20 protein-coding genes and 2 pseudogenes are annotated in these 21391 nt (G+C 68.5%); 7 read left to right on the forward strand and 15 right to left on the reverse strand.

The window, feature by feature from the left end:
- Positions 1-58: 58 nt before the first annotated feature.
- From ACWPKK_RS17280 to ACWPKK_RS17315, 8 genes and pseudogenes are all read right to left on the reverse strand, one after another.
- Positions 59-1114, reverse strand: coding sequence for a HoxN/HupN/NixA family nickel/cobalt transporter (locus ACWPKK_RS17280; RefSeq protein ID WP_452006491.1), 1056 nt, complete (start codon positions 1112-1114; stop codon positions 59-61).
- The gene (locus tag ACWPKK_RS17285; RefSeq protein WP_452006494.1) at positions 1111-1869 is read right to left on the reverse strand and encodes an aquaporin; all 759 of its coding nucleotides are present in this window, start codon (positions 1867-1869) and stop codon (positions 1111-1113) included. The genes ACWPKK_RS17280 and ACWPKK_RS17285 overlap by 4 nt, the downstream gene beginning before the upstream one ends.
- Positions 1866-2201 (reverse strand): hypothetical protein, encoded by a 336-nt coding sequence (locus ACWPKK_RS17290; RefSeq protein WP_452006497.1) that lies wholly within the window; start codon positions 2199-2201, stop codon positions 1866-1868. The genes ACWPKK_RS17285 and ACWPKK_RS17290 overlap by 4 nt, the downstream gene beginning before the upstream one ends.
- Positions 2198-2869: a nitrile hydratase subunit alpha gene (gene nthA / locus ACWPKK_RS17295; RefSeq protein WP_452006499.1), complete on the reverse strand. Its 672-nt coding sequence runs from the start codon at positions 2867-2869 to the stop codon at positions 2198-2200. Before nthA ends, ACWPKK_RS17290 begins: the two co-directional genes overlap by 4 nt.
- 4 nt (positions 2870-2873) lie before the next feature.
- Positions 2874-3224 carry an SH3-like domain-containing protein gene (locus tag ACWPKK_RS17300; RefSeq protein WP_452006502.1) on the reverse strand — a complete coding sequence of 117 codons (351 nt, stop codon included), beginning with the start codon at positions 3222-3224 and terminating at the stop codon, positions 2874-2876.
- Between the two features lie 482 nt (positions 3225-3706).
- Positions 3707-4159 (reverse strand): ISL3 family transposase, encoded by a 453-nt coding sequence (locus tag ACWPKK_RS17305; protein ID WP_452006505.1) that lies wholly within the window; start codon positions 4157-4159, stop codon positions 3707-3709.
- Positions 4160-4243: 84 nt separating this feature from the next.
- A pseudogene (locus tag ACWPKK_RS17310) lies at positions 4244-4394 on the reverse strand (transposase); the annotation flags it as partial.
- 42 nt (positions 4395-4436) lie between these two features.
- Positions 4437-4517: pseudogene (locus ACWPKK_RS17315) on the reverse strand (hypothetical protein); the annotation flags it as partial.
- 376 nt (positions 4518-4893) lie between these two features.
- Between ACWPKK_RS17315 and ACWPKK_RS17320 the strand changes: the two are divergent.
- From ACWPKK_RS17320 to ACWPKK_RS17340, 5 genes are all read left to right on the forward strand, one after another.
- The gene (locus ACWPKK_RS17320; RefSeq protein WP_452006507.1) at positions 4894-6213 is read left to right on the forward strand and encodes a c-type cytochrome; all 1320 of its coding nucleotides are present in this window, start codon (positions 4894-4896) and stop codon (positions 6211-6213) included.
- Entirely contained in the window at positions 6210-6701 is a 492-nt protein-coding gene (locus ACWPKK_RS17325) for a (2Fe-2S)-binding protein (protein WP_452006510.1), read from the forward strand. The genes ACWPKK_RS17320 and ACWPKK_RS17325 overlap by 4 nt, the downstream gene beginning before the upstream one ends.
- Positions 6698-8977, forward strand: a complete 2280-nt coding sequence (locus ACWPKK_RS17330) for a molybdopterin cofactor-binding domain-containing protein (protein ID WP_452006513.1) — start codon at positions 6698-6700, stop codon at positions 8975-8977. Before ACWPKK_RS17325 ends, ACWPKK_RS17330 begins: the two co-directional genes overlap by 4 nt.
- Positions 8978-9004: 27 nt before the next feature.
- Positions 9005-10120 carry an FAD binding domain-containing protein gene (locus tag ACWPKK_RS17335; RefSeq protein ID WP_452006515.1) on the forward strand — a complete coding sequence of 372 codons (1116 nt, stop codon included), beginning with the start codon at positions 9005-9007 and terminating at the stop codon, positions 10118-10120.
- 331 nt (positions 10121-10451) lie between these two features.
- On the forward strand, positions 10452-10661 hold the full coding sequence (locus ACWPKK_RS17340; RefSeq protein ID WP_452006518.1) for a hypothetical protein: 210 nt from the start codon (positions 10452-10454) through the stop codon (positions 10659-10661).
- A 431-nt stretch (positions 10662-11092) separates the two neighbouring features.
- On the opposite strand, the gene ACWPKK_RS17345 is transcribed toward ACWPKK_RS17340, so the two are convergent.
- From ACWPKK_RS17345 to ACWPKK_RS17355, 3 genes are read right to left on the reverse strand one after another with little or no spacing between them, the layout of a single operon-like run.
- Entirely contained in the window at positions 11093-11533 is a 441-nt protein-coding gene (locus tag ACWPKK_RS17345; protein WP_452006520.1) for an SRPBCC family protein, read from the reverse strand.
- Between the two features lie 13 nt (positions 11534-11546).
- Positions 11547-12383, reverse strand: a complete 837-nt coding sequence (locus ACWPKK_RS17350) for a phosphoenolpyruvate hydrolase family protein (protein WP_452006522.1) — start codon at positions 12381-12383, stop codon at positions 11547-11549.
- Positions 12384-12397: 14 nt separating this feature from the next.
- On the reverse strand, positions 12398-13633 hold the full coding sequence (locus ACWPKK_RS17355) for a Tm-1-like ATP-binding domain-containing protein (protein ID WP_452006524.1): 1236 nt from the start codon (positions 13631-13633) through the stop codon (positions 12398-12400).
- A gap of 105 nt (positions 13634-13738) precedes the next feature.
- Here ACWPKK_RS17355 and ACWPKK_RS17360 point away from each other — a divergent pair, with 105 nt between their 5' ends.
- Complete coding sequence (locus ACWPKK_RS17360; protein WP_452006527.1) at positions 13739-15520, forward strand: phosphoenolpyruvate hydrolase family protein; 1782 nt, start codon at positions 13739-13741, stop codon at positions 15518-15520.
- Here the strand turns inward: ACWPKK_RS17360 and ACWPKK_RS17365 are convergent.
- Entirely contained in the window at positions 15502-16140 is a 639-nt protein-coding gene (locus ACWPKK_RS17365) for a phosphoenolpyruvate hydrolase family protein (protein WP_452006530.1), read from the reverse strand. The two genes, ACWPKK_RS17360 and ACWPKK_RS17365, sit on opposite strands and share 19 nt — an antisense overlap.
- Positions 16141-16312: 172 nt before the next feature.
- On the opposite strand from ACWPKK_RS17365, the gene ACWPKK_RS17370 reads away from it, so the two are divergent.
- Complete coding sequence (locus tag ACWPKK_RS17370; protein ID WP_452006533.1) at positions 16313-17554, forward strand: ABC transporter substrate-binding protein; 1242 nt, start codon at positions 16313-16315, stop codon at positions 17552-17554.
- A 193-nt stretch (positions 17555-17747) separates the two neighbouring features.
- Here the strand turns inward: ACWPKK_RS17370 and ACWPKK_RS17375 are convergent, their stop codons facing one another.
- The 3 genes from ACWPKK_RS17375 to betC all read right to left on the reverse strand — a co-directional run bounded on the left by ACWPKK_RS17375 (position 17748) and on the right by betC (position 21379).
- Positions 17748-18458 carry an IS6 family transposase gene (locus ACWPKK_RS17375; RefSeq protein WP_452006536.1) on the reverse strand — a complete coding sequence of 237 codons (711 nt, stop codon included), beginning with the start codon at positions 18456-18458 and terminating at the stop codon, positions 17748-17750.
- Between the two features lie 325 nt (positions 18459-18783).
- Positions 18784-19701: a choline ABC transporter substrate-binding protein gene (locus ACWPKK_RS17380; RefSeq protein ID WP_452006695.1), complete on the reverse strand. Its 918-nt coding sequence runs from the start codon at positions 19699-19701 to the stop codon at positions 18784-18786.
- 136 nt (positions 19702-19837) lie between these two features.
- Positions 19838-21379, reverse strand: a complete 1542-nt coding sequence (gene betC / locus ACWPKK_RS17385) for a choline-sulfatase (RefSeq protein WP_452006539.1) — start codon at positions 21377-21379, stop codon at positions 19838-19840.
- Positions 21380-21391: the final 12 nt, after the last annotated feature.

Here is a 21391-nt window from a genome sequence, read left to right on the forward strand (position 1 = left end):
GTGAACTCCTTCTTTACAGGGGATGAAATCGTGAGGAGAAGATGACGGACGGGCGCGCTCAGGCGTCGCCTTTCAGGACCGCCGACGCCGCGCGCGACCGGTGCAGGCCATGGGCGATCGCCCAGGCGATGGCGAAAAGAACGACGATCAGCAAGCCCAGGCTGTCGGACTCGTCCTTCAGCAGGCCCAGGAGGCTCCAAACTCCGCCGTCCAGGCCGAAATGCGCGCCGATCAGGCCCAGCAGCTCGGTTCCGCCGATGAAGCCGGCGAGAAGGGCGGACAGCAACGTGATGCCCATGTTGTAACGCAGCCGGCGGGTGGGACGGGCGGTTGCCCAGCGATAAGCTCCCAGCATCAGCAGCCCGTCGGCGGTGTCGACCAGCAGCATGCCGGCGGCGAACAGCAGGGGAAAGACCAGGATCGTCGCGAAGGGCAGACCATTGACCGCCTGCGCGGCGGACAGCCCGAACATCGCGATCTCGGTCGCCGTGTCGAAGCCCAGCCCGAACAGCACGCCGAGCGGGGCCATGTGCCAGCTCCGGCTGATCAGACCGAACAGCGGCCGCAGAAGCTTTGCCAGCAGCCCCTGCCCGCCCATCATACGGTCCAGTTCCGCCTGATCCGGCGAACCGCCGGCCCGCAGCGCGCGATAAGCCCGATAGACCGACCGGAAAACCAGGATGTTGAGCAGCGCCATGGTCAGCAGGAACAGCGCCGATACGCCGGTGCCCAGATAGCCGCCGACCTCCTGCACGCTGCGGAACAGCTCCAGCGAGCCAGCCGTGGCGCCGACCGCCGCGGCCACCAGCACCACCAGGGCCGAATGGCCGAGCGCGAAGAAGAAGCCGACGGCGACCGGGCGTTCTCCTTCCTGCATCAGCTTGCGCGTGACATTGTCGATGGCGGCGATGTGGTCGGCGTCCAGCCCGTGGCGCATGCCGAGCCCATAGACCAGCAGCGCCATGCCGAACAGCGCCGGATCGCCGCCGAAGGACAGGACGGCACCGAGCCAGCCGCCGGCGTTCAGCAACAGGACGGCTGCGGACACCAGGACAAGCCGGGCTTTCAGGTCGGGGCGGCTGAGGACGGCCGAGGGTTTCGGAAGCGGACTCATGACGCTTCTCCTTCGACAGGGGTGGGAGCCGCCCCGCCAAGCGAAAGCGACCTTTTCGGATAGGCGATGGAAATCACCAGAAAGGCGGCAAGCGCCCCCGCCGATTGCGCCAGGACATAAAGCAGCGCCGATCCGCCCGACAGCGCCACCGGCCCGCCGGTGAACAGCGCCCCGAGCGTCACCGCCGGGTTGGCGTAGGAGCCGGACGGCGTCGCCAGGATGGCCGCCGTCAGCCACGCGCCGACGGCGAAGGGACCGGTCTGCGCCCGGCCGCTGCGGCTGCATCCGAACACGATGATCATCAGACCGGCGCTCGCCACCGCCTCGCTCAGCAGCGGGTTGCCGAACGGCAGGGCGGCGACGGCCTGGGTCCGAACGCCGAACAGCGCGTCGGCCAGCATCGCGCCCGCCACCGCACCGGCGCTCTGCGCCACGACATAGGCGATGGTGCAGTCGAGCCGCCTTCCACCGGCCAGCCATTGCAGTACGGTGATCAGCGGGTTGAAATGCCCGCCCGACACTGCACCGAAGGCCAGGATCAGGCCAACCAGGCTTCCGGAGGTCGCCAGTGCGCCGGGCAGCGGGCCGCTTCCGGCCAATCCTCCTGAACGCAACACGGCGTCCCCCGCTCCCGCCACCATCAGCATCAGCAGAAGCGTGCCGACGCCCTCGACCGCCGCCCGGCGGGCCAGCGCCACCCGCGGATCGCGCTCGACAAAGCAGGTTGCGGCGGCGGCCGGCCGGGCCACGCTCATGGCTGCGGAACCGGGTGGCGTGCCGCGACCTCGTCCATCTTGCGGGCCAGATCCTCCGGCGTCAGCAGCCCCTTCTGGAAGAGGATGTTGGAGAAGGCGACGATCCAACGCTCGTAATAGCCAAGCGCGCCGACCATCTCCGACCCCAGCGCCTCGACACCGCGGCGCTTCTCCTCGGTGTTGATGATCTTGCGGAAGTCGAGCACGTCGGCCAGCGCGTGGCAGCGCTTTTCCCACGGCAGCAACTCATGCTCGACCTGCTCGATCGGTCTGGCGGACAAGCCGCCGATGTCGTTGGGCAGACGCCTGACCAGTTGTTCGCCACCGCTCATTGCACCGTCCTCCCCATGGGAGCAGCGACCGGGACCACGCCGATCATGGCGTCCCTGGTCACCAGCGCCGCCAGACTTTCTTCATCCATACCGTCTGTCCCGGTCGGCCGGCGCGGCAGCACGAGGTAGCGGACCATGGCAGTGGAATCACTGACGCGGATTTCGACGTCTTCAGGAATGACGGTCCCGAACTCGGCCAGCACCGCCCGCGGCTCCACCACCGCACGGGCACGGTAGGCCTTCAGCTTGTACCAATCCGGCGGCAGTCCCAGCACCGGGCGCGGGTAGCAGGAACACAGGGTGCAGACGATCAGGTTGTGCACCGTCGCGGTGTTCTCCAGCACGATCAGCCGGGTGTCGTCATAGAAGCTGATGCCCAGTTCCTCGCACGCTGCCCGGCCGTCGGCGAGAAGGCGGTGGCGGAATTCCGCATCCACCCAGGCACGGGCGACGACCTTGGCCCCCAGCGCCGGCGTCCGGGAATCCAGAACCTCGATCTGCCGGCGGATCTCGTCGGGACCGATCATCCCGCGTTCGACCAGCAGTTCACGCACCGCGGTTTCCATGACCTCGTAGTAACCGGGCGGGCTTTCCTGCCCGATGGGGGCATGCGGATGGGCATGCTCATGCTGATGGCCGTGTTGGTGGCCGTGATCTGGGTCGGTCATCGGGTCAGGCCCTTTCCAGCCAGGTCTCGTAGATTTCGATGCGCAAGCCGTCCTGTTCCGGACCGGCATAGTCGGGCCAGACGTCGGTCAGCGGGATGGCGACCCGGTAATAGTGTCGCCTGGCGCCGGCATTGCGGCCGTAGGCCTCCTGCTCGTTGTCGATGGCGGCGGGTTCGATGACGGCTTCGACCGTGCCGGTCTTGCCGCGCAGGTAGGCCGGTACCCGGTAATGGCCGATGGGGCTTCGGGTGAGGATGCGGACGGCGTCGCCGGGCCGGAAAGCCGGCTCCTCGCCAAGCGCCGTCACGATGCCGGGCAGCGGCGCCGTTCCGGCCGGTTCAGCTTGTCGGTTCACGCAAACCTCCTTTTGCGACAGGGCCATGGGCTGGCCGACTTAGAAATTTGCAAGGGATTGCGGGGCGGACAGGGTTCCAGGGGAGGGAGCCCTGTCCGGCGCGATCAGCCGGCGGCGCGGGGAAACTCCACCGGTTCCGTTCCCGAAAGCGAACGGATCGTCATGATCCGTCTTCAGGAACCATGGCGGCGATGTTGCCCGTCCAGGTCAGGATCGTCTTGGACAGGGCACCGCTGATTTGAACGCTGCATGGTTTCGACACCAAGCGGTCCGCGACATCCGGCTTTCGTTCAAATCGACGGGGCTTTCCACAAGATCGGCAGGCGCTTGATGGGAATAGTCGGGCAAGCCAGCCGGGGAACATCCCGGCACACACCCATCCAAATGCGAACAAGGCCGACTGACATGTCCCACACGCTCCGTGTTGACCTCTTGTCAATCGGCTTCCAATTTCGGCTCTTCCTCAGATTTGATGACGGTGTTCAGGCTGCCATGAGCCTGTTGCGCAGAAGGTCGGGCTTGGCGCGACCGTACATGGAGCGCTTGACGAGTTTGAGCCGTGTGATCTGCCCTTCCGTTTGCCCGTTGCTCCAAGGAGTGGTAAGCGCGGCATGAACCGCAGCGAAATCCGAACGCAGACCATCGGCGAAGGACCGCAGGTCGCTGGTGTCCGCGTCGTCCAGCCAAACGGACAGGGCATCGGCTTGGCGCTGCCGGATCATCGCGCCGAAGCGCCGGGCGAGTTCCTGCACTGTCCCCAGATTCGGCGCGAGGGCAAACACCCGCTCCAGATAGCGAGACCGCTCCGCCGTCCAGGAGGATGGGTCGGCAGTCAGCAACATCGCCACCCGACGGGTGGACGGGGCGGCGATCGGGGAAGCCAAGCGTTCCGGCCGGGCCGTTAGGCGTTGGCGGGTCGCCCACTCGGTCACCACCCGCAGGCCGCCGTCAAATCCCCCTGCCCGGAGTTCCCGCCACAGTTGGGCGCCATTGTGGCACCCTTCTCCCCATCACCCGCCGAGCAGGAAACCCGAGGTGTCGACGGCGATGTGACGCTTGCGGCCCTTGATCTTCTTGGCCGCGTCAAAGCCTCGGGGCCCCATTTTCCGTCGTTTTGACGCTCTGGGTGTCGAGGATGCCGGCCGAAGGTATTGGATTGCGGCCTTCCTGCTCGCGCAGCATCACCACCGGATGGTGGCGCAGGGCCTCCCACACGCCGGCTTCCAGGAAGGCGCGGAAGTACCGGTAGACCGTGGGCCAGGGCGGGAAGGCCGGCGGGGGCGGCAGATGGCGCCATTGACAGCCGGCTTATGTCCGTACTGCGGGGCCGTCGACCGTGCTTGGCTGATGGAATCAGAGGCTCGATCAAGCGGTATCGGCCATCGCTCAGGGCTTGGCCGGCGCCGTAATCGCCAACCAGCCGGCGGTCCTCGGGCGTCCACATCGGCGGCCTCCGGCAGGGTGTGTGTTCCCTGCCAACAGCCTTTACGTCAGACCCTCACCCCGTCAGCGACAACTTTCGAAAGGGGCTGTAACGGCGTAGGCGTGCGCGGGTTTCGTTCAAAAAATTCTGCTTCCATTCTTCAATAGCACCGCCGCGCCGTACGGCACCCTCCCTGGACTTATCCGCCCGCCGACGTCGCTTGCGGCGGTTCAGAGGAGGTGCAGCATGAAACCAAACCGACGGGCTGGAGGGACGGTAGGCAGATGGGCAGCCGGCGGCGCCCTGGCCTGCCTCGTCGGCGCCGGCGTGTTCCTGGGCATCGCCCACCGGGGCGGCCTCCCCACCGTTCCCACGCCCAAGGCCGCCGACTTCCCGGCGGAGCTGGTGCTCCGCGGTGCTACGCTCGCCACGATAGGCGACTGCATCGTCTGCCACACCGCCGACGGGGGCGCCGCCTATGCCGGCGGCCGGGCCTTGGCGACGCCGTTCGGCACGCTCTATTCCACCAATATCACACCCGATGCGGAAACCGGCATCGGAGGCTGGTCGAAGCAGGCCTTCAGGCGCGCCATGCGCGACGGGGTGTCGCGCGACGGCCGCCATCTCTATCCGGCCCTGCCCTACGACCATTACCGCCGGGTGCATGACGGCGACCTGGACGCGATCTACGCCTTCCTGATGACCCGCCCGGCGGTCCCGGCGCCGGCCAAGGCGAACGACCTGATCTTCCCGCTGGGCTTCCGCCCGCTGCTGGCCGGCTGGAAACTGCTGTTCCTGCACCAGGAGGAGTTCACGCCGCGGCCGGACCGCGATGCGGAGTGGAACCGCGGCGCCTATCTGGCCGAGGGGCTGGGCCATTGCAGCAGCTGCCACAGCCCGCGCAACCTGGCCGGCGCCGAGAAGACGGGCGACGGCGTCTATTCCGGCGGCTTGGCAGAGGGATGGGTGGCGCCGGCGCTGAACGGCTCCAGCCCGGCCGCCGTGCCGTGGACGGCGGACAGCCTGTTCACCTATCTGCGCACCGGCGTGGACGGCCGCCATGCCGCCGCCGCCGGGCCGATGGGTCCGGTGGTGCACGGCCTGTCCCGCGCGCCGGAGGCCGATGTCCGCGCCATCGCCAGATACATCGCCTCGCTGTCGGCGGACCGCGCCGGTGCCGCGGCGAACACGGCCGCTCCCCTTCCTCCCGACCTTGCGGATGAAGCCGCCAGGGCCAATCCCGCCGGCGCTGCCCTGTTCGCCGGGGCCTGCGCCGGTTGCCATGAGGGCGGTGCGCCGATGATGACCCAGGGCCGTCCCGGCCTGTCGACGGTAACCGCCCTGCAGCTCGACCGGCCCGACAACGCCATCCGCGCCATCCTGCAGGGCATCCATCCGCCCACCGGGCCGGCCGGCCCAACAATGCCGCCCTTCGCCGCCAGCCTGACCGACGCGCAGGTCGCCGACCTCGCCGCCTATCTGCGAACCCGCTTCAGCGACCGCCCGGCCTGGATCTCGCTGGAGGCGGCATCCGCCACGGTCCGCAAGGAGGAGTCCCAGCCATGACTGTCACCATCACCGTCAACGGCGCCGACCATGCGCTGGACATCGACCCGGCCACACCGCTGCTCTATGTGCTGCGCGACGACTTGGAACTGAACGGGGCCAAGTACGGCTGCGGGCTCGGCCAATGCGGCGCCTGCACGGTCCATATCGACGGCAAGCCCGCCTTCTCCTGCCTGACGCCGGTCGGCGCCGTCGCCGGCCGCCGCATCCGCACGGTGGAGGGGCTTGGCAGCGCCGACGCTCCCGGCCTGCTGCAGCAGGCGTTCGAGAAGGAACAGGCGGCCCAGTGCGGCTACTGCATCGCCGGAATGCTGATGCGCGCCCAGGCCCTGCTGGACCGCGATTCCGATCCGGACGAGGCGCAGATCCGTGCCTACATGCAGACCAACCTCTGCCGCTGCGGCACCCACATGCGCATCCTGCGCGCCATCCGCCGCGCCGTCGCCATGCGCAAGAGCGTCCAGTCGGCGCAGGAGGTGCGGCCATGAGCCCTGTCCTGCCGCCCCTCTCCCGCCGCGGCTTCCTGACCGGCGGCGCCCTGGTGGTGTCCTTCGCCGTCGCGCCCAAGGCCTTCGCCCAACTCGCCGGCGGCGGCGAGGGCGGCGCCGGCCCGGCCATCGTGGCGCCCGACCTGAAGGGCAGCCTGAAATCCACCCCCTGGCTCGACGCCTGGATCCGCATCGACGCCGATGGCCGGATCACCGTCTTCACCGGCAAGGTGGAGTTGGGCCAGGGCATCCGCACCGCGCTGATCCAGGTCGCGGCGGAGGAGCTGGACGTCCCGCCCGCCGCCGTCACCCTGGTCACCGCCGACACCGAACGCACGCCGGACGAGGGGCTTACCGCCGGCAGCCATTCCATGCAGGACAGCGGCACCGCGATCCAGAACGCCGCCGCCACTGTGCGCATGCTGCTGGCGGCCGAGGCAGCGCGGGGCTGGGGACTGCCGGCCGATCGGGTGACCACCGGCGGCGACGGCAGGCTGAGCGCGCCGGACGGCCGGACCCTGCCCTATGGCGAAGTCGCGGCACGGCTGTCGCTGCATGTGCAGGCGGTGCCGGATGCACCGCTGCGCCAGCCGTCGGACTACCGCACGCTGGGCCGGGCGCTGCCGCGGGTGGACATCCCGGCGAAGCTGACCGGCGGTGCCGCCTATCTGCACGACATGCGCCTGCCCGGCATGTTGCATGCCCGCGTCGTCCGCGGTCCCAGCGTCGGCACCAGCCTGCTATCGCCCGACCTGGCCACCGTGGCCCGCATGCCGGGCGTGGTGAAGATCGTGCGGCAGGGCGGCTTCCTGGCGGTGGTGGCGGAGCGGCAATGGACGGCGATCCAGGCTTTGCGACACCTGCAACGGGCGGCCTATGCCCGAATACAGTCGCCGCTGCCGACCCTGTTGCCGACGGACGGCACCGGCGACGCAGTGGCGGCGACGCTGAAGGCGCTTCCGGCCCGCGACATCCCGATCATGGACACCGGCGAACCCGCGGGTCCGGCCGTTCGTACCGTCAAGGCGCGCTACACTCGCCCCTGGATCAGCCATGGCTCCATCGGTCCGTCCTGCGCCATCGCGCAGTATGTTGACGGCACGATGACGGTCTGGACCCACAGCCAGGGCACCTTCGACGTGCATCGCGTCGTCGCCGAACTGCTCGGCCTGCCGCCGGAGAAGGTCCATGCCATCCATGCGGAGGGTGCCGGCTGCTACGGCCAGAATGGCGCCGACGACGTGGCGGCGGACGCGGCGGTCATCGCCAAGACCCTGCCCGGCCGGCCGATCCGCCTGCAATGGATGCGCGAGCAGGAGTTCGGCTGGGAACCGCTCGGCCCCGGCATGATGACGGAGTTGGAGGCGTCGCTGGGCGCCGGCAATCGCATCGTCTCGTGGCGCCATGCGGTCTGGAGCAACCCGCACAACAATCGGCCTGTCGGGGCCGGCGGCGTGCTGGCCGGCGGGGAGGCCGATCCCCCCTTCCCCGCACCGGAAGGCAAGCCGATCCCGATGCCGGAAGGCGACGGCAGCCGCAACTCCAACCCGCTCTACAGCTTCGCCAACACCCATGTCGTCTATCATTTCCTGAAGGACATGCCGGCGCGCGTCTCCGCCCTGCGGTCGCTGGGCGCGCATCTGAACGTCTTTTCCATCGAAAGCATGCTGGACGAACTGGCAGCCGGGGCCGGGATCGACCCGCTGGCGATCCGCCTCGACCATATGAAGGACGAGCGGGCACGCGACGTGATGCAGGCGGCGGCCGACCGCTTCGGCTGGCGGGAAAGACCGAAGGGGGATGGCCGGCGCGGCTGCGGCATGGCCTTCGCCCGCTACAAGAATCTGGGCGCCTATTGCGCGGTGGCGATGGAGGTGGAGGTCGACCGCGAGACCGGCCGGACGCTGGTCCGCCGCGCCGTCGCCGCGGTCGATTGCGGCCAGCCCGCCAACCCCGACGGCGTGCGCAACCAGATCGAGGGCGGGCTGGTGCAGTCGCTGAGCTGGACCGGGCATGAAGTGGTGCGCTTCGCCGCCGACCGCCGCGCGAGCTTCGACTGGAGCAGCTACCCGATCCTGCGCTTCGACAGCGTGCCGGGCTCGGTCGAGGTGGTGGTGATGGACCGCCCCGGCGCTCCCTTCCTCGGCACCGCTGAAGCGGCGCAGGGGCCGTCCGCCGCCGCCCTGGCCAACGCCATCGCCGACGCCACCGGAGTGCGCCTGCGCGACATGCCGCTCAGCCCCGAACGGCTCAAGGCCGCGCTCGGTCCCGTTTGACCGGGCGCTATACTAAGGGAAAAAGCCATGAAGACCTTGCGTGTGAGGATCGTCGGCGGTTCCGTCGGCGGTCTGTTCGCCGCCGCCCTGCTGCGGCAGGAGGGGCACGACGTCCGCCTCTATGAACGCTCCAGCGGCGGGCTCGCTGGCCGCGGTGCCGGGCTGGTGGGGCAGCGCGAGCTGTTCGCCCTGCTGCGCGCCGTGGGGTGCGAGCATGTGGCCCATGTCGGCGTCGTCGCCCGCGAGCGCATCTACCTCGACCGCGCCGGCGAAATCCGCCACCGGCAGGCGATGCCGCAGATGCAGATCTCCTGGGACCATCTGTACGCCACGATGCGCAGCAAGGTGCCGGACGAGTCCTACGCGCTCGGCCGCACCGTCCTAGGGGTGGAGCAGGATGACACGTCCGCCGGCCTGCGCTTCGACGACGGCAGCCGGGAGGAGGCCGATCTGGTTATCGGCGCCGACGGGCTGGGTTCCATCGTCCGCTGCGCCGTGGCGGGCAAGCGGTCCGCCAACACTTATGCCGGCTATGTCGCTTGGCGCGGGCTGGTGCCGGAACGCACCCTGCCGGCGGAATCCGCCATCCTGCTGGACCGCTTCGCCTTCTACGACATGCCGCGGTCCCATACGCTGGGCTATCTGGTGACCGGCCCGGCTGCGGAAACGGAGGTCGGAGCCCGACGCTACAATTGGGTCTGGTACAGACGGGTGGAGGCGGCCGATCTGCCGGCGGTGCTGACTGATGCGGATGGACGCCGCCATCTCTTCTCGCTGGCGCCGGGCCAGGTGCCGCAGGCGGCGGCCGATCGGCTGCGGCGGGACGCGGCCGACCTGCTGCCGCCCCCCTTCGCGGCGGCGGTCGCGGCGGAGCCCCGGCCCTTCCTGCAGGCCATCTTCGATTACGAGGCGCCGGCCATGGCGAAGGGCCGGGTGGCCCTGCTGGGGGACGCCGCCTTCGTCGTGCGCCCGCACACCGCCATGGGCGTGGCCAAGGCGGCGGGCGACGCCATTGCGCTTGCCCGACAGCTGTCCGCCCACGGCGAGATGGAGGCCGCCCTGCAGGCCTATCACGAGGAACGCCACCCCGCCGGCACCGCCATCGCCGACTACGGGCGCCGCCTGGGCGCCATGCTGGAGTGAGCATCATACCAATGGATAGCGGCCGCAAGACCATGGCTGGGGTCGGGCGAACCGAGCGTCCGATTCAGCGGCGCTCTGCGGCGTGATGCGTTTGTCCGCGATGGCGGGCGGTGCGTCCTGTGTAACGCGACAGACCAGTTGGAAGGGCACCACCGCGTTTACCCGCCCGGCGGCGACTGGGCTAGGGATCGCCTGGAAGCCGTGACGACGCTGTGTGCGCCCTGCCACGAGACCGTGACCAGCATGCTGCGCGGTCGCCGCTACGCCGCGGCCACGGTCAACCTCCCCGACACCAAGCCAAGCCGCCCCCGTCCGCGGCTGGAGGCCCCCGATGTATCAGTCCCTGAGCTTCCAGATCACCGGCGTCTCTCCCCTTCTCATGCACAACGGCCGGCTTGCCGATCCGCTCGACCCGCTGGTCAAGGACATCAAGAAGCTGAGCTGCAAGCGGCCGAAGACGGAGGCCGACCTGGAGCGGATAACCAAAAGCTTGAGTTCCTCGGCTCGCTGTACCTGCATGGTGGCGCACCGGCGGGAATAGCAGGCGGAACGCCTCGTAACCGTTGAAAACTCTCGTTCTTTTGCCGCACTGCCGTGCAACAGGCGATGGCACATGAAAAAGCCCGCTGGATCGAAGCTAAGTGCTTGATCCAGCGGGCTTGATTTGGTTGCGGGGGCCGGATTTGGCCTTTACCGAACACGCGTTCCGCGTTGAGGAATGATTGCGGTTCTTTCGGATTCCATTCGTGCTGTATGATCAGGGGCGCCAGCCCGCCGGCATCAGATCTCGCCGCATAGGTGCAATAGCTGAGGTGATGTGGTGGACGACCCTTCCAGCTTCTGTGATCGGTGGCAAGCTGATGCCGTCGAAGAAACCACCTTACACCCTCCACCATCCGCAAGCTCAGCGGGAAACGGAAATGCTGAGCCGGGACACGACACCGCGCGGGGAGGAAGCTCTCCGCGTCCAGTTCATCCGGCGCGGCACAGCTCCGCCAGCGCCTGGAACCCGGCGGCGAATGTGTTCCGGCCCACCTGCTCGCGCAACGCGGGGAGGTCCTCGGGCTGGCATTCGAAGTCGGCCCACCACTCGCCGAAGGTCCGGTTCCCCTCCGTCACCTCGTGCAGGCGGAACGTCGCGACGTAGCCGGTGAGCGGCAGGGGAGATTCAAGGATCGTGTAGGTATAGGAGTGCTCGCGGTCGCTGAACGACACCAACTGTTCGCGAAGGCGGCCTCCGGGCTTGAGTCCGAAGTTGCGGACGCACCCGACCGTGTCGCTGCGCAGCCCGTCCTCGATGTGGCTGTCCGCGATGACGGGGTGCCAAGCGTGGTGCCCGTTGAAATCCCGCGCCTTGTCCCAGACCTGTCCGATGGGCGCGTCGATGACGCTGCTGACATAGATCCGTGCCATGCCTTCCTCCCCCTCAGCGTTGCTTGGTGATGGCCTTGAAGCGGCGCGTCTGCTCGGTCAGCGCGGTCTCGGTGGGCAGGCGCTCCATGCTGGAGGCGCCGTAGAAGCCGTGGCAGACCGCGCATTCTCCCAGGATGAAGGACGCGTCCTCCGGCGTCGCGATCGGGCCGCCGTGGCACAGCACGATCACGTCCTTGCGCACCCGCAACGCCGCCTCCGCCCAGGCGTCGATCTTCGGCACGCAATCCTTCAGCGACAGGGCCGTTTCCGCCCCGATGCTGCCGCCGGTGGTCAGGCCCAGGTGGCAGACGATGATGTCGGCCCCGGCCTCTGCCATCGACTCCGCCTCCCCTTCCGAGAAGACGTAGGGCGTGGTCAGCAGGTCCTGCTCACGCGCCGCGCGGATCATGTCCACCTCCAGCCCGTAGCTCATCCCCGTCTCCTCCAGGTTGGCCCGGAAGATGCCGTCGATCAGCCCGACGGTCGGAAAATTCTGCACGCCCGAGAAACCCAGATCGGCCAGCCGCCGCAGGAACTGGTCCCGGATCATGAAGGGATCGGTGCCGTTGACGCCGGCCAGCACGGGGGTGTGCCGGACCACCGGCAGCACCTCGCGCGCCATGTCGACAACGATCTCGTTGGCGTTGCCGTAGGCGAGCAGCCCGGCCAGGGACCCGCGCCCGGCCATGCGGTAGCGTCCGGAGTTGTAGATGACGATCAGGTCGATCCCGCCGGCCTCTTCGCATTTGGCGGACAGCCCGGTGCCGGCACCGCCGCCGACGATGGGTTCGTCGCGGGCGATCATGCCGCGGAACCGGTCGAGGATTTGCTGACGGGGAATGCGGGGCATCTTGCAAAGGCTCCTTATGCGGTCGCGCCGTGCCCGGCCGCAGCGATGTCCCGGATGGCCCGGACGAGCGCGGCGGCGAAGGCGGGGTCGTTGATGTGGAGGGGAAGACGGACCAGCCGGCGCGCGTCCGTCTGTTCGACGGTGCGCTCCAGCGCGTTGAACAGGGCGGCGTCGGCCTCGGGATCGTGGAACGGCTGGCCCGGCGCGTCGAGCGCCGATACGCCCCCTTCGGGGATGAGAAAGCGGACCGGCCCGGTGAAGGCGTTCAGCTTGCCGCCGATCCAGGCGCCCATGGCCCGGTTCTCGTCCGCCGTGGTGCGCATCAGCGTGACCTGCGGGTTGTGCACGTAGAACAGCCGGTCGCGGTAGCGGTCAGGCACGCTGTCGCGGGGGCCGAAATTCACCATGTCCAGCGCGCCGCAGGACCCGACATAGGGGATGCCGGCCCGCGCGACGGCATCCAGCCGCTCCTCCCCGGCGCTGAAGACGCCGCCCATCAGCAGGTCGCAAACCTCGGTGGTCGTCACGTCCAGGACACCCGCGAGTAGGCCCGAGGCGACGAGCTTCTCCATCGCCCGCCCGCCAGTGCCGGTGGCGTGGAAGACCAGGCAGTCGTAGTCGGGGTCGAGCGCCCGCGCCACCTGCGCGACGCAGGGCGTCGTCACGCCGAACATTGTCAGCCCCAGGGCCGGCTTGGCATCCGCCGCGGGGATCGCGCGCGTCACCATGCCGGCCATCGCATGGGCGGCGTTGCCAAGCACGCGGCGCGAAATGCGGTTGAGGCCCGCCACATCGGTAACCGACGGCATCATGCAGAGGTCCGTCTCCCCCACATAGGACGCCACGTTGCCCGACGCGACGGTGGACACCAGCAGTTTGGGCGTGCCCACCGGCAACTCCCGCATGCCCGGCGTGATGATGGCCGTGCCGCCGGAACCGCCCAGCCCGATCATTCCAGCGACATCGGGGCGCTGCCGGACGAAGCGCCGGAACGCCTCCGCCATGCGCGACACGGCAAGTCCCCGGTCGTCGGTGCCCAGCACCGCGTCGGGTCCGTCGGGGTGGAAGGCCGCGACAACCTGCGCCGGGACATCGGCAGCGACCTCCGGGGAGCGGGTTCCCACATCCACGGTCAGCACGCTCAATCCCTCAGCCGCGATCAGCCCCCGCACATAGTCCAGCTCCATACCCTTGGTGTCATGACAGCCGACGACGTAGACCGTCGCCGCGTGCCGCGTCTCACCCGCCATGGCCTAGCCTCCCTTTCCCCTCTTTTCCGGAAGCTTATGCCGGCTGCGGGGCGCAACAACCGGAGCGTTGCGGCGGAGCGAGTAATCTTGGGTATAATGGCTGGCATGACTCATGATCGGAACCGCGTGCTCGACGATCTGCGGCGCGCCTGCTCGGGCCGGCACACGCTGCTGGTGGGGGCCGCCATCGGCACCGGCCTCGCGGCCCGCGCGGCGGCGCGCGGCGGCGCCGACCTGTTGCTGGCGCTCACCGCGGGGTGGTTCCGCACCATGGGGGCGTCGTCCATCGCCACCATGCTGGCGCTTCGGGACAGCAACGCCTTCGTCGCCGACTTTGCCTGCTCGGAGATCGTCCACGCGACGCGCATCCCGGTCTTCTTCGGCGCCAGCGCCTGGGGCATCACGGAGGAGGAGCTGGCCCCCTTCATGGAGCGGCTGCAGGCGTGGGGCTTCGCCGGGGTGGTGAACTTCCCCACCGTGGCGCATGTGGACGGGCGCTTCCGTGAGGCGCTGGAGCGCACCGGCCTAGGCTTCGCGCGCGAGGTCGGCATGCTGGAGGCGGCGCGGGCCGCCGGGCTCGCCACTATCGGCTATTTCCGCCGCCGGGAGGAGGCGCTGGCGCTGACCCGAACGGGGGTCGACCTGTACTGCTTCAACATCGGGTGGAACGCCGGCGGCGCCGTGGGCGTGCCCAGCGGCGAATCGGTGCTTCAGGTCGGCAACCGCGCGCGGGGCCTCATCAAGGCCATACGCACGGTCCATCCCGGCGCGCTGTGCGTGATCGAGGGCGGGCCGATCACCACCCCGCAGGACATGCACGAGGCCTGCCGCGAGGCGCGGGCCGACGGCTACATCGGCGGTTCGACCATCGACCGCCTGCCGTTGGAAAGCTCGATGGAGGAGATGACCGCCGCCTTCAAGCTGGTCTCCACGTTGCAACGGCGAATCGACAGACTGGAACGCCGGCTCGACCAAACCGGGCGGGGGATGGGCCTGCTGGGCCGCACCGACGCCCTGGTGGAGGCGCGGGCGCGGCTGGAGCATCTGGGGGCGGACGGCGGGCCGGTGTGGATCGCCGGGCCGGACGGCAGCGGACGGTCGCTGGTGGCGCAACTGCTGCACGGGCGCGGTTCCCAGCGCCAGCGCCCACCGATGGTGGTCGACGCGCGGCATCTCGACGGCGGATGGCTGTTCGGGGCCGAGCCGGCGGACGGCGGACGACGACGCCTCGGCTGGATCGAAGCGGCGAACGGAACGACGCTGGTGATCGAGAACGCGGAGCGCCTGCCGGCCGATACGCAGGCGGAGCTTGCAGCTTTCCTGGAACGCGGCGGCTTCCGCCGCCAGGGCGGTCAGGAAAGCCTGCGCTCCAACGCCCGGATCATCCTGATCGGAACGGCAGGCCTGGAGGACGCTTCCCGCACCGGAACCCTCGTGCCCGAACTGGCGCGCCGCCTCGCCCGGCGAAACATCGATTTGCCGCCGCTGAGCGAACGATTGGACGACATTCCGCTGCTGGTCGAGCATTTCGCGGCGGCGCTTCGCCCAGCGGCGGGGCCGGTGCGGCTCTCGCCGCGGGCATTCCGGCTGCTCATCGCCCATGACTGGCCGGGCAACCTCCGCGAACTGCGCGCCGTGGTGGAGCAGGCGCTGCACGGCGACGGCGACGTGATCGAGGCGGAGGCTCTGCCATCCCTGGACAGCAGGAGAACGGGCCGGCCACGCCCGAACGCGCCCGGTGACCGCACCCCGGCGCAATCGGAGCGGGACTGGATTCTGGACGGCCTGCGGCGGCACCGCTTCCGCCGGGGGAAGGCGGCCAGCTACCTCGGCCTGTCGCGCAAGACGCTCTACAACAAGATGCGGCTCTACGGGTTGTTGGACTGAGTCGCGCCGGGCAGCAGCGCCAGCCCGTCGGCCTCGCGCGCCAGGATGGCGTGATGCTCCTCGAACCCCGCCGGACGGTAGACGAGAACCGGGCCGCCGCCCTCCCGCCGCAACGCGGCGGCGACCGCGGCGGCGTTCTCCGCCGCTTCGGCGTCGCGTGACGGATCGCCGGTCGCGGCGCCGGGATGCACCACGAGGCGGGACGCGCCCGCCGCCCGCATGCGCCGGCCCGTCACGATATCGGCGGCGAAGCTGGTGACGGCGAATCCCGCCTGCGCAGCCTGTTCGAGGAAGGATGCCTCCCGCTCCGCACCCAGCCCGACGCCGCGCAGCGTCTCGCCGGTCTCCCCATCGAACAGCGCGGTGGTGGGGAAGTTGGTGATCGCCTTCACACCGGCACGGCGCAAGGAGTCCAGGAACTGACCCGCCGGCCGGAAGGGATCCACCGCCAGCACGCCGACGCACACGCCCTCCGGCACGCCGTCCGGAAGCTCGGCGAGGGCGGCGAGCAGGCGCCCGTTGCTGTCCTGGACGGGAAGCAGGGCGAGATACTCCGCGCGGTCCGCCGGATGCCCGCCTAAGGCCGGGCAAAACAGCCGCTCCCCCGCCGTTCCCGGCACGTCGTCTGGACGGAGAAGTGTCGGAACAATTTGAACGGCAAACTGATCGTTTTTCCCCATTTTACCCATGCCCCGGATCGGACGACGTTGTGGAGTCGATCATGCGGCGGGACCGTGTGGCAACGGGTTTCGGCGCAGGCACGCCGGGACGGCGCAATCCAGGGAGGAAACGATGAAGCGTGCTATTCGCACCGCGTTGGCGGCCGGGACCGCATTGCTGCTGGCCAGCGCGGTGCCGGCGGCGGCCCAGCAGGGTGCACGGCCGGCCCCGAAGATTTCGAACGACACCGTCCGGATCGGAGTCATCACCGATCTGTCCGGCGTGTTTTCCGACCAGAGCGGCCGTGGCTCGATCGCCGCCGCGCAGATGGCGGTCGAGGATTTCGGCGGCAAGGTGCTGGGCAAACCCGTGGAGGTGCTGTCCGCCGACCACCAGAATAAGGTGGATGTCGGCTCGGCCATCGTGCGCGAGTGGATCGACGCGCAGAACGTCGACCTGATCCAGGACGTGGCGAATTCCGGCCTTGCGCTCGCCGTGTCGGACATCGTCCGCGACAAGAACCGCATCGCCATCTTCAATGGCCCGTCCGTCACCCGCCTGACCGGCGACAAATGCACCCCCAACACCATTCACTACGCCTACGACGCCTATGCGCTGGCCAAGGGCACGGGGGCGCAGACGATCAAGCAGGGCGGCGACAGCTGGTACTTCCTCACCGTCGATTTCGCCTTCGGCCACGGGCTGGAGGAGAACACGGCGAAGATCGTGCAGGAGAATGGCGGAAAGGTCCTGGGCGCGGTGCGCTTCCCGCTGAACAACCTGGATTTCGCGTCCTACGTGACGCAGGCGCAGGCGTCCGGGGCCAAGATCGTCGGCCTCGCCACCACCGGAATGGACGCGCGCAACGCCATCAAGGCCGCCTCCGAGTTCGGCCTGACCCAGAGCGGGCAGCAGCTTGCGGGGCTCCTGCTGTTCGACACGGACATCCACGCCCTCGGCCTGGAAGCGACGCAGGGCATGTACCTGACGACCGCCTTCTACTGGGACCGCGACGACGAGACCCGGGCCTTCTCCCGGCGCTTTCACGAGCGGGTGAACAGCATGCCGAACATGGGGCAGGCCGGCGTCTACTCCTCCACGCTCGCCTATCTGAAGGCCATAGAGGCCGCCGGCACCGACGAGGCTGGACCGGTCATGGAGAAGCTGAAGAGCATGCGGATCAACGACGCCTTCGTGAAGGACGGCTGGGTGCGCGAGGATGGCCGCTTCATGCGCGAGATGTACCTGATGCAGGTGAAGAAGCCTTCGGAGTCCAAATATCCCTGGGACTACTACAACCTGCTCGCCACGATCCCCGCCGAGGAGGCCTTCCGTCCGCTGTCGCAAAGCGACTGCCCGCTCGTGAAGAAGTGAACCGCGCCGAGATTCCCGCCATGCGGCCACCGTCGGCGATGGCCTGCGTACGCGGCCCAGTTGCGCACCCGGAAGCGCTGCTTCGGGATATGATGGCGCGCGTCGCGTTGGCTTTGAACCGCATCGGACAGGGCATCGTCACGTTAACTTGAGCGATGCAAGGAGGGTGGGTGCCGCCGCCCACCTCCACCCATCAGGTCACTTTGCGGGCACACGTCTCCTGCTGCCAGACGGCGAAGGCGCTGGTTCGATAGGCTCGATATTCGGCGGCCGTCATAAGGTAGCGGCTCGGGTGGGAATGCTGATGAATGGGGCCGTGGGCGGAGAGAAACTGCTGGGCGTGCCGGGGTGACTTGAAGCGCTTCATCCGTCGCTCACGCAGGTGGGTCGGCTGGTGCGAGTTCTCGGCGCGGTTGTTGAGATACCGGCTTTGCCGGTGCTCCACGCCGGGGATGATCTTCACTTTTGCGGCGGCATACGACTTCAGCTTGTCGCTAACGACGACGCGGGGCACGTAGCGCAAATCTATCAACAGCTTCCTGAAGAAGCGCATTGCCGCCTTGGTGTTGCGCCGGCTCTGCACCAGGATGTCGAGCATCACACCCTCCTGATCGACCGCGCGCCACAGGTAATGCTGCACGCCGTTGATTTTGATGAACACCTCATCCAAGTGCCAGCGATCGCCGGGACGGGGACGCCGACGGCGTAGCCGGTTGGCAAAGGTCTGGGCGAACTTGCGACACCAGCGCCGCACCGTTTCATAGGAAACCTCAACGCCGCGCTCGGCCAGGAGCAGTTCGACATCCCGAAAGCTGAGCGGGAATGTATGGTAGAGCCAAACCGCATGCGCGATCAGCTCGGCCGGGAAGCGGTGGCGGTAATGGGGATCGGGCTCACGTCTCATCCCGCTACCATGCCCAGCGCACCTCCAGCTCGCTAGCCCCGCAGTTTATGTGACGATGCCGTCGCACTGGCTGGCCGAACCCCCGTTTGGCGAACCGAAGCTGGAATAGGGCAGTTTCAACGAAACCCGACGCTGCGGCAATTGAGCTGGTCTGCGAAGGATCGGTCCCTATCCCCGCATCCCGGCCTCATCGTCGGCCGGGGGGGCCGCGCATGTAATGGCGTTCGGGCCGGTAGGCCGGGCGGAACCAGGATGGGAAGCGGGCCCGGACCCATGCGCGTAGCGCGGCCAGCATGGTTGTTCGTCTCCTTGTCGTTTGGTTGCGTTACTTCAGGCCCAACGCCGCGCGCACGGCCGTGGTGGCGTCCTTGCCGTCGCGGGTCGACACGCCGGCCAGCCAGGGGCTGAGAAGGTCGGGGTGCGCCTTCAGGTGGTCGGCCGCCGCGTCCTTGGGGGTTTTCTTGTCTTCCGTGATGGCGGCCATGATCTGGTTCTCCATCTCGACGGTGAAGGCGAGTTGGCTGAACAGGCGGTGGACGTTCGTGCATTCGGTGCCGTAGCCGCGCCGGGACAGGGTGTTGACCGTGGTGCTGCCATAGTTCGGGCCGAAATAGGCGTCGCCGCCGCTGAGATAGGTCATGTCGATCCGGGTGTTCATCGGGTGCGGTTGCCAGCCGAGAAAGACCACCCAATCCTTGCTGCGCGTCCGGCGCATCGCCTGCGTCAGCATGGCCTGCTCGCTCGATTCGACCAGGGTCCAGCCCTCCAGCCCGAAATCCTTCTTGTCGAGCATGCGCTGGATGTTCTGATTCGCCGGTGCCCCCGGCTCGATCCCGTAGATCTTCTTTTCAAACCGGTCGCCGAAGCGGGCGAGGTCGGCGAAGCTGTGCACGCCGGCATCGGCCACCGCCTTCGGCACCGCCAGAGTGAATTTGGCGTTCTCCAGGTTGGGTCGCACGATTTCAACGGATTTCTCGGCGATCAGCTTGTCGAGGAAGGTGGATTGGGCCGGCATCCAGTTGCCGAGGAAGACATCGATCTGCGCGGTCTTCAGCCCCTGGAAAATGATCGGCACGGCGACCGTCTCGACCTTCTGCTGATAGCCCAGCGCGCTTAGCAGCGTTCCCGCCAACGCATTGGTCGCGGTGATGTCGGTCCAGCCGGGATCGGCCATTCTGACTGTCTGACAACTGGCGGGCTCCGCCGCCGATGCTGCCGGCAAGCCGGCCGTAAGCCCGATCATGGCCGCCAAGCCGGCCGCCAGACCTGCCAGTGCCGCACGCCCTGCCGTCAAACCGCCCATTGCAACCCCGGATATCTGCATGCTGCGTTCCCTCCTGTCGGGTGATGGTCGACGTCCGGCGCGCCGTCGCGCCGTCCTATTGCACAGGGGTACCAGGACGCGGGAAGCGCGCCATGGCTTCCAGATCGTCGAGATCCAGATGGTTGCGCATATAGCTGGTGCCTGCGTCGGTGAAGGGCTGGAAATCCCAGGAGCGGTGCTGCCCCCGCCGCAGCGCGTCGGCAACCAGGAGGCGCCGCTGCTGGCTGGCGACGACCTCCTCATGCAGACGCGCCAAATCCCAACGCTGGTCCACCTCGGCGCGGTAGCGTCGCAGGGCATCGGACGCCGCCGAGCCGACGGCAGGCCGCTCCGCCCGGTTCACCAGTTCGTCCGGATCGTCGGACAGGTCATAGAGCTGGTCGGGATCGGCCGGCGAATGGATGAATTTGTCGCTGCCGCGCCGGATCATCACGATCGGGGCCACGGCGCCTTCGCCCAGATATTCGCCGATCACCTCGTCGTGGCCGCCGCTGCGCTGCAGGTGCGGCAACAGGCTGCGCCCGTCGATCGGCGTCCGCAAGCCGGGCGCCGCCCCGTCATGGGCGAGGTCGACCAGGGTCGGCAGCAGATCCATCGACGAGACCGAGGCGGCGACCCGCCCGGCCTGGAACCAGCCCGGCGTCCGGATGATCAGCGGGATGCGGCAGGCGGACTCGAAGAAGCTCATCTTGTACCACAGCCCGCGTTCGCCCAGCATGTCGCCATGGTCTGACAGCAGGACGATGATCGTGTCCTCGGCCAGTCCGGTTTCCTCCAGCGCGCCCATCAGCCGGCCGATCTGGTCGTCCACATAGGCGACCGAGCCGTAATAGGCGCGACGGGCGTTGCGGATCTGCCGTTCGCTGAGCGGCATCTCGTCCATCGCGCAGACGTGGCGCAGCCGCCGCGAATGCGGGTCCATCGCCTCCAGCGCCAGGGTGACGCGCGGCAGCGGCACCTCCTCGTCGGTGTGGCGGTTCCAGTAGCGCTCGGTGATGGCGTAGGGGTCGTGCGGATGGGTCAGCGACACCACGAAGCAGAAGGGCCGTTCCCGCCGGCCGCGGGCGATGTCGTACAGCTTGCGCTCCGCGGTGAAGACCACCTCCTCGTCGAAGTCGAGCTGGTTGGTGCGCAGGCAGGGACCGGCATCGCGCACCGAACTCATGTTGTGATACCAGCTCGGCCGCTCATCGGGTCGGGTCCAGTCCGGCGTCCAGCCGAAATCGGCGGGGTAGATGTCGGTGGTCAGCCGCTCCTCGAAGCCATGGAGCTGGTCGGCCCCGCAGAAATGCATCTTGCCGGACAGGATGGTCCGGTAGCCCGCCAGCCGGAGGTAATGGGCGAAGGTGGGGACTGCGGAGGGGAATTCGGCGGCGTTGTCATAACCGCCGATCGCCGAGGGCAACCGCCCCGATAGGAAGACATAGCGCGAGGGCGCACAGAGCGGGCTGTTGCAGTAGGCGCTGTCGAACACCACGCCGCCCTCCGCAAGGCGGTCGATGTGCGGCGTCCGCACCGTCGGGTTGCCATAGGCGCCGAGCGCCTGCGGGATCATCTGGTCGGCCATGAGGATAAGGATGTTTGGGCGCCGCGCCATATCCGCCTGCTT

The sequence above is a fragment of the Azospirillum largimobile genome (assembly GCF_977007025.2).

Coding starts and splice junctions, on each gene's coding strand:
- nthA (WP_452006499.1), bottom strand. CDS start 2,869: ATGACCGACCCAGATCACGGCCACCAACACGGCCATCAGCATGAGCAT.
- betC (WP_452006539.1), bottom strand. CDS start 21,379: ATGGCGCGGCGCCCAAACATCCTTATCCTCATGGCCGACCAGATGATC.
- ACWPKK_RS17325 (WP_452006510.1), top strand. CDS start 6,210: ATGACTGTCACCATCACCGTCAACGGCGCCGACCATGCGCTGGACATC.
- ACWPKK_RS17285 (WP_452006494.1), bottom strand. CDS start 1,869: ATGAGCGTGGCCCGGCCGGCCGCCGCCGCAACCTGCTTTGTCGAGCGC.
- ACWPKK_RS17345 (WP_452006520.1), bottom strand. CDS start 11,533: ATGGCACGGATCTATGTCAGCAGCGTCATCGACGCGCCCATCGGACAG.
- ACWPKK_RS17340 (WP_452006518.1), top strand. CDS start 10,452: ATGTATCAGTCCCTGAGCTTCCAGATCACCGGCGTCTCTCCCCTTCTC.
- ACWPKK_RS17290 (WP_452006497.1), bottom strand. CDS start 2,201: ATGAGCGGTGGCGAACAACTGGTCAGGCGTCTGCCCAACGACATCGGC.
- ACWPKK_RS17370 (WP_452006533.1), top strand. CDS start 16,313: ATGAAGCGTGCTATTCGCACCGCGTTGGCGGCCGGGACCGCATTGCTG.
- ACWPKK_RS17375 (WP_452006536.1), bottom strand. CDS start 18,458: ATGAGACGTGAGCCCGATCCCCATTACCGCCACCGCTTCCCGGCCGAG.
- ACWPKK_RS17350 (WP_452006522.1), bottom strand. CDS start 12,383: ATGCCCCGCATTCCCCGTCAGCAAATCCTCGACCGGTTCCGCGGCATG.
- ACWPKK_RS17280 (WP_452006491.1), bottom strand. CDS start 1,114: ATGAGTCCGCTTCCGAAACCCTCGGCCGTCCTCAGCCGCCCCGACCTG.
- ACWPKK_RS17360 (WP_452006527.1), top strand. CDS start 13,739: ATGACTCATGATCGGAACCGCGTGCTCGACGATCTGCGGCGCGCCTGC.
- ACWPKK_RS17320 (WP_452006507.1), top strand. CDS start 4,894: ATGAAACCAAACCGACGGGCTGGAGGGACGGTAGGCAGATGGGCAGCC.
- ACWPKK_RS17330 (WP_452006513.1), top strand. CDS start 6,698: ATGAGCCCTGTCCTGCCGCCCCTCTCCCGCCGCGGCTTCCTGACCGGC.
- ACWPKK_RS17355 (WP_452006524.1), bottom strand. CDS start 13,633: ATGGCGGGTGAGACGCGGCACGCGGCGACGGTCTACGTCGTCGGCTGT.
- ACWPKK_RS17335 (WP_452006515.1), top strand. CDS start 9,005: ATGAAGACCTTGCGTGTGAGGATCGTCGGCGGTTCCGTCGGCGGTCTG.
- ACWPKK_RS17380 (WP_452006695.1), bottom strand. CDS start 19,701: ATGATCGGGCTTACGGCCGGCTTGCCGGCAGCATCGGCGGCGGAGCCC.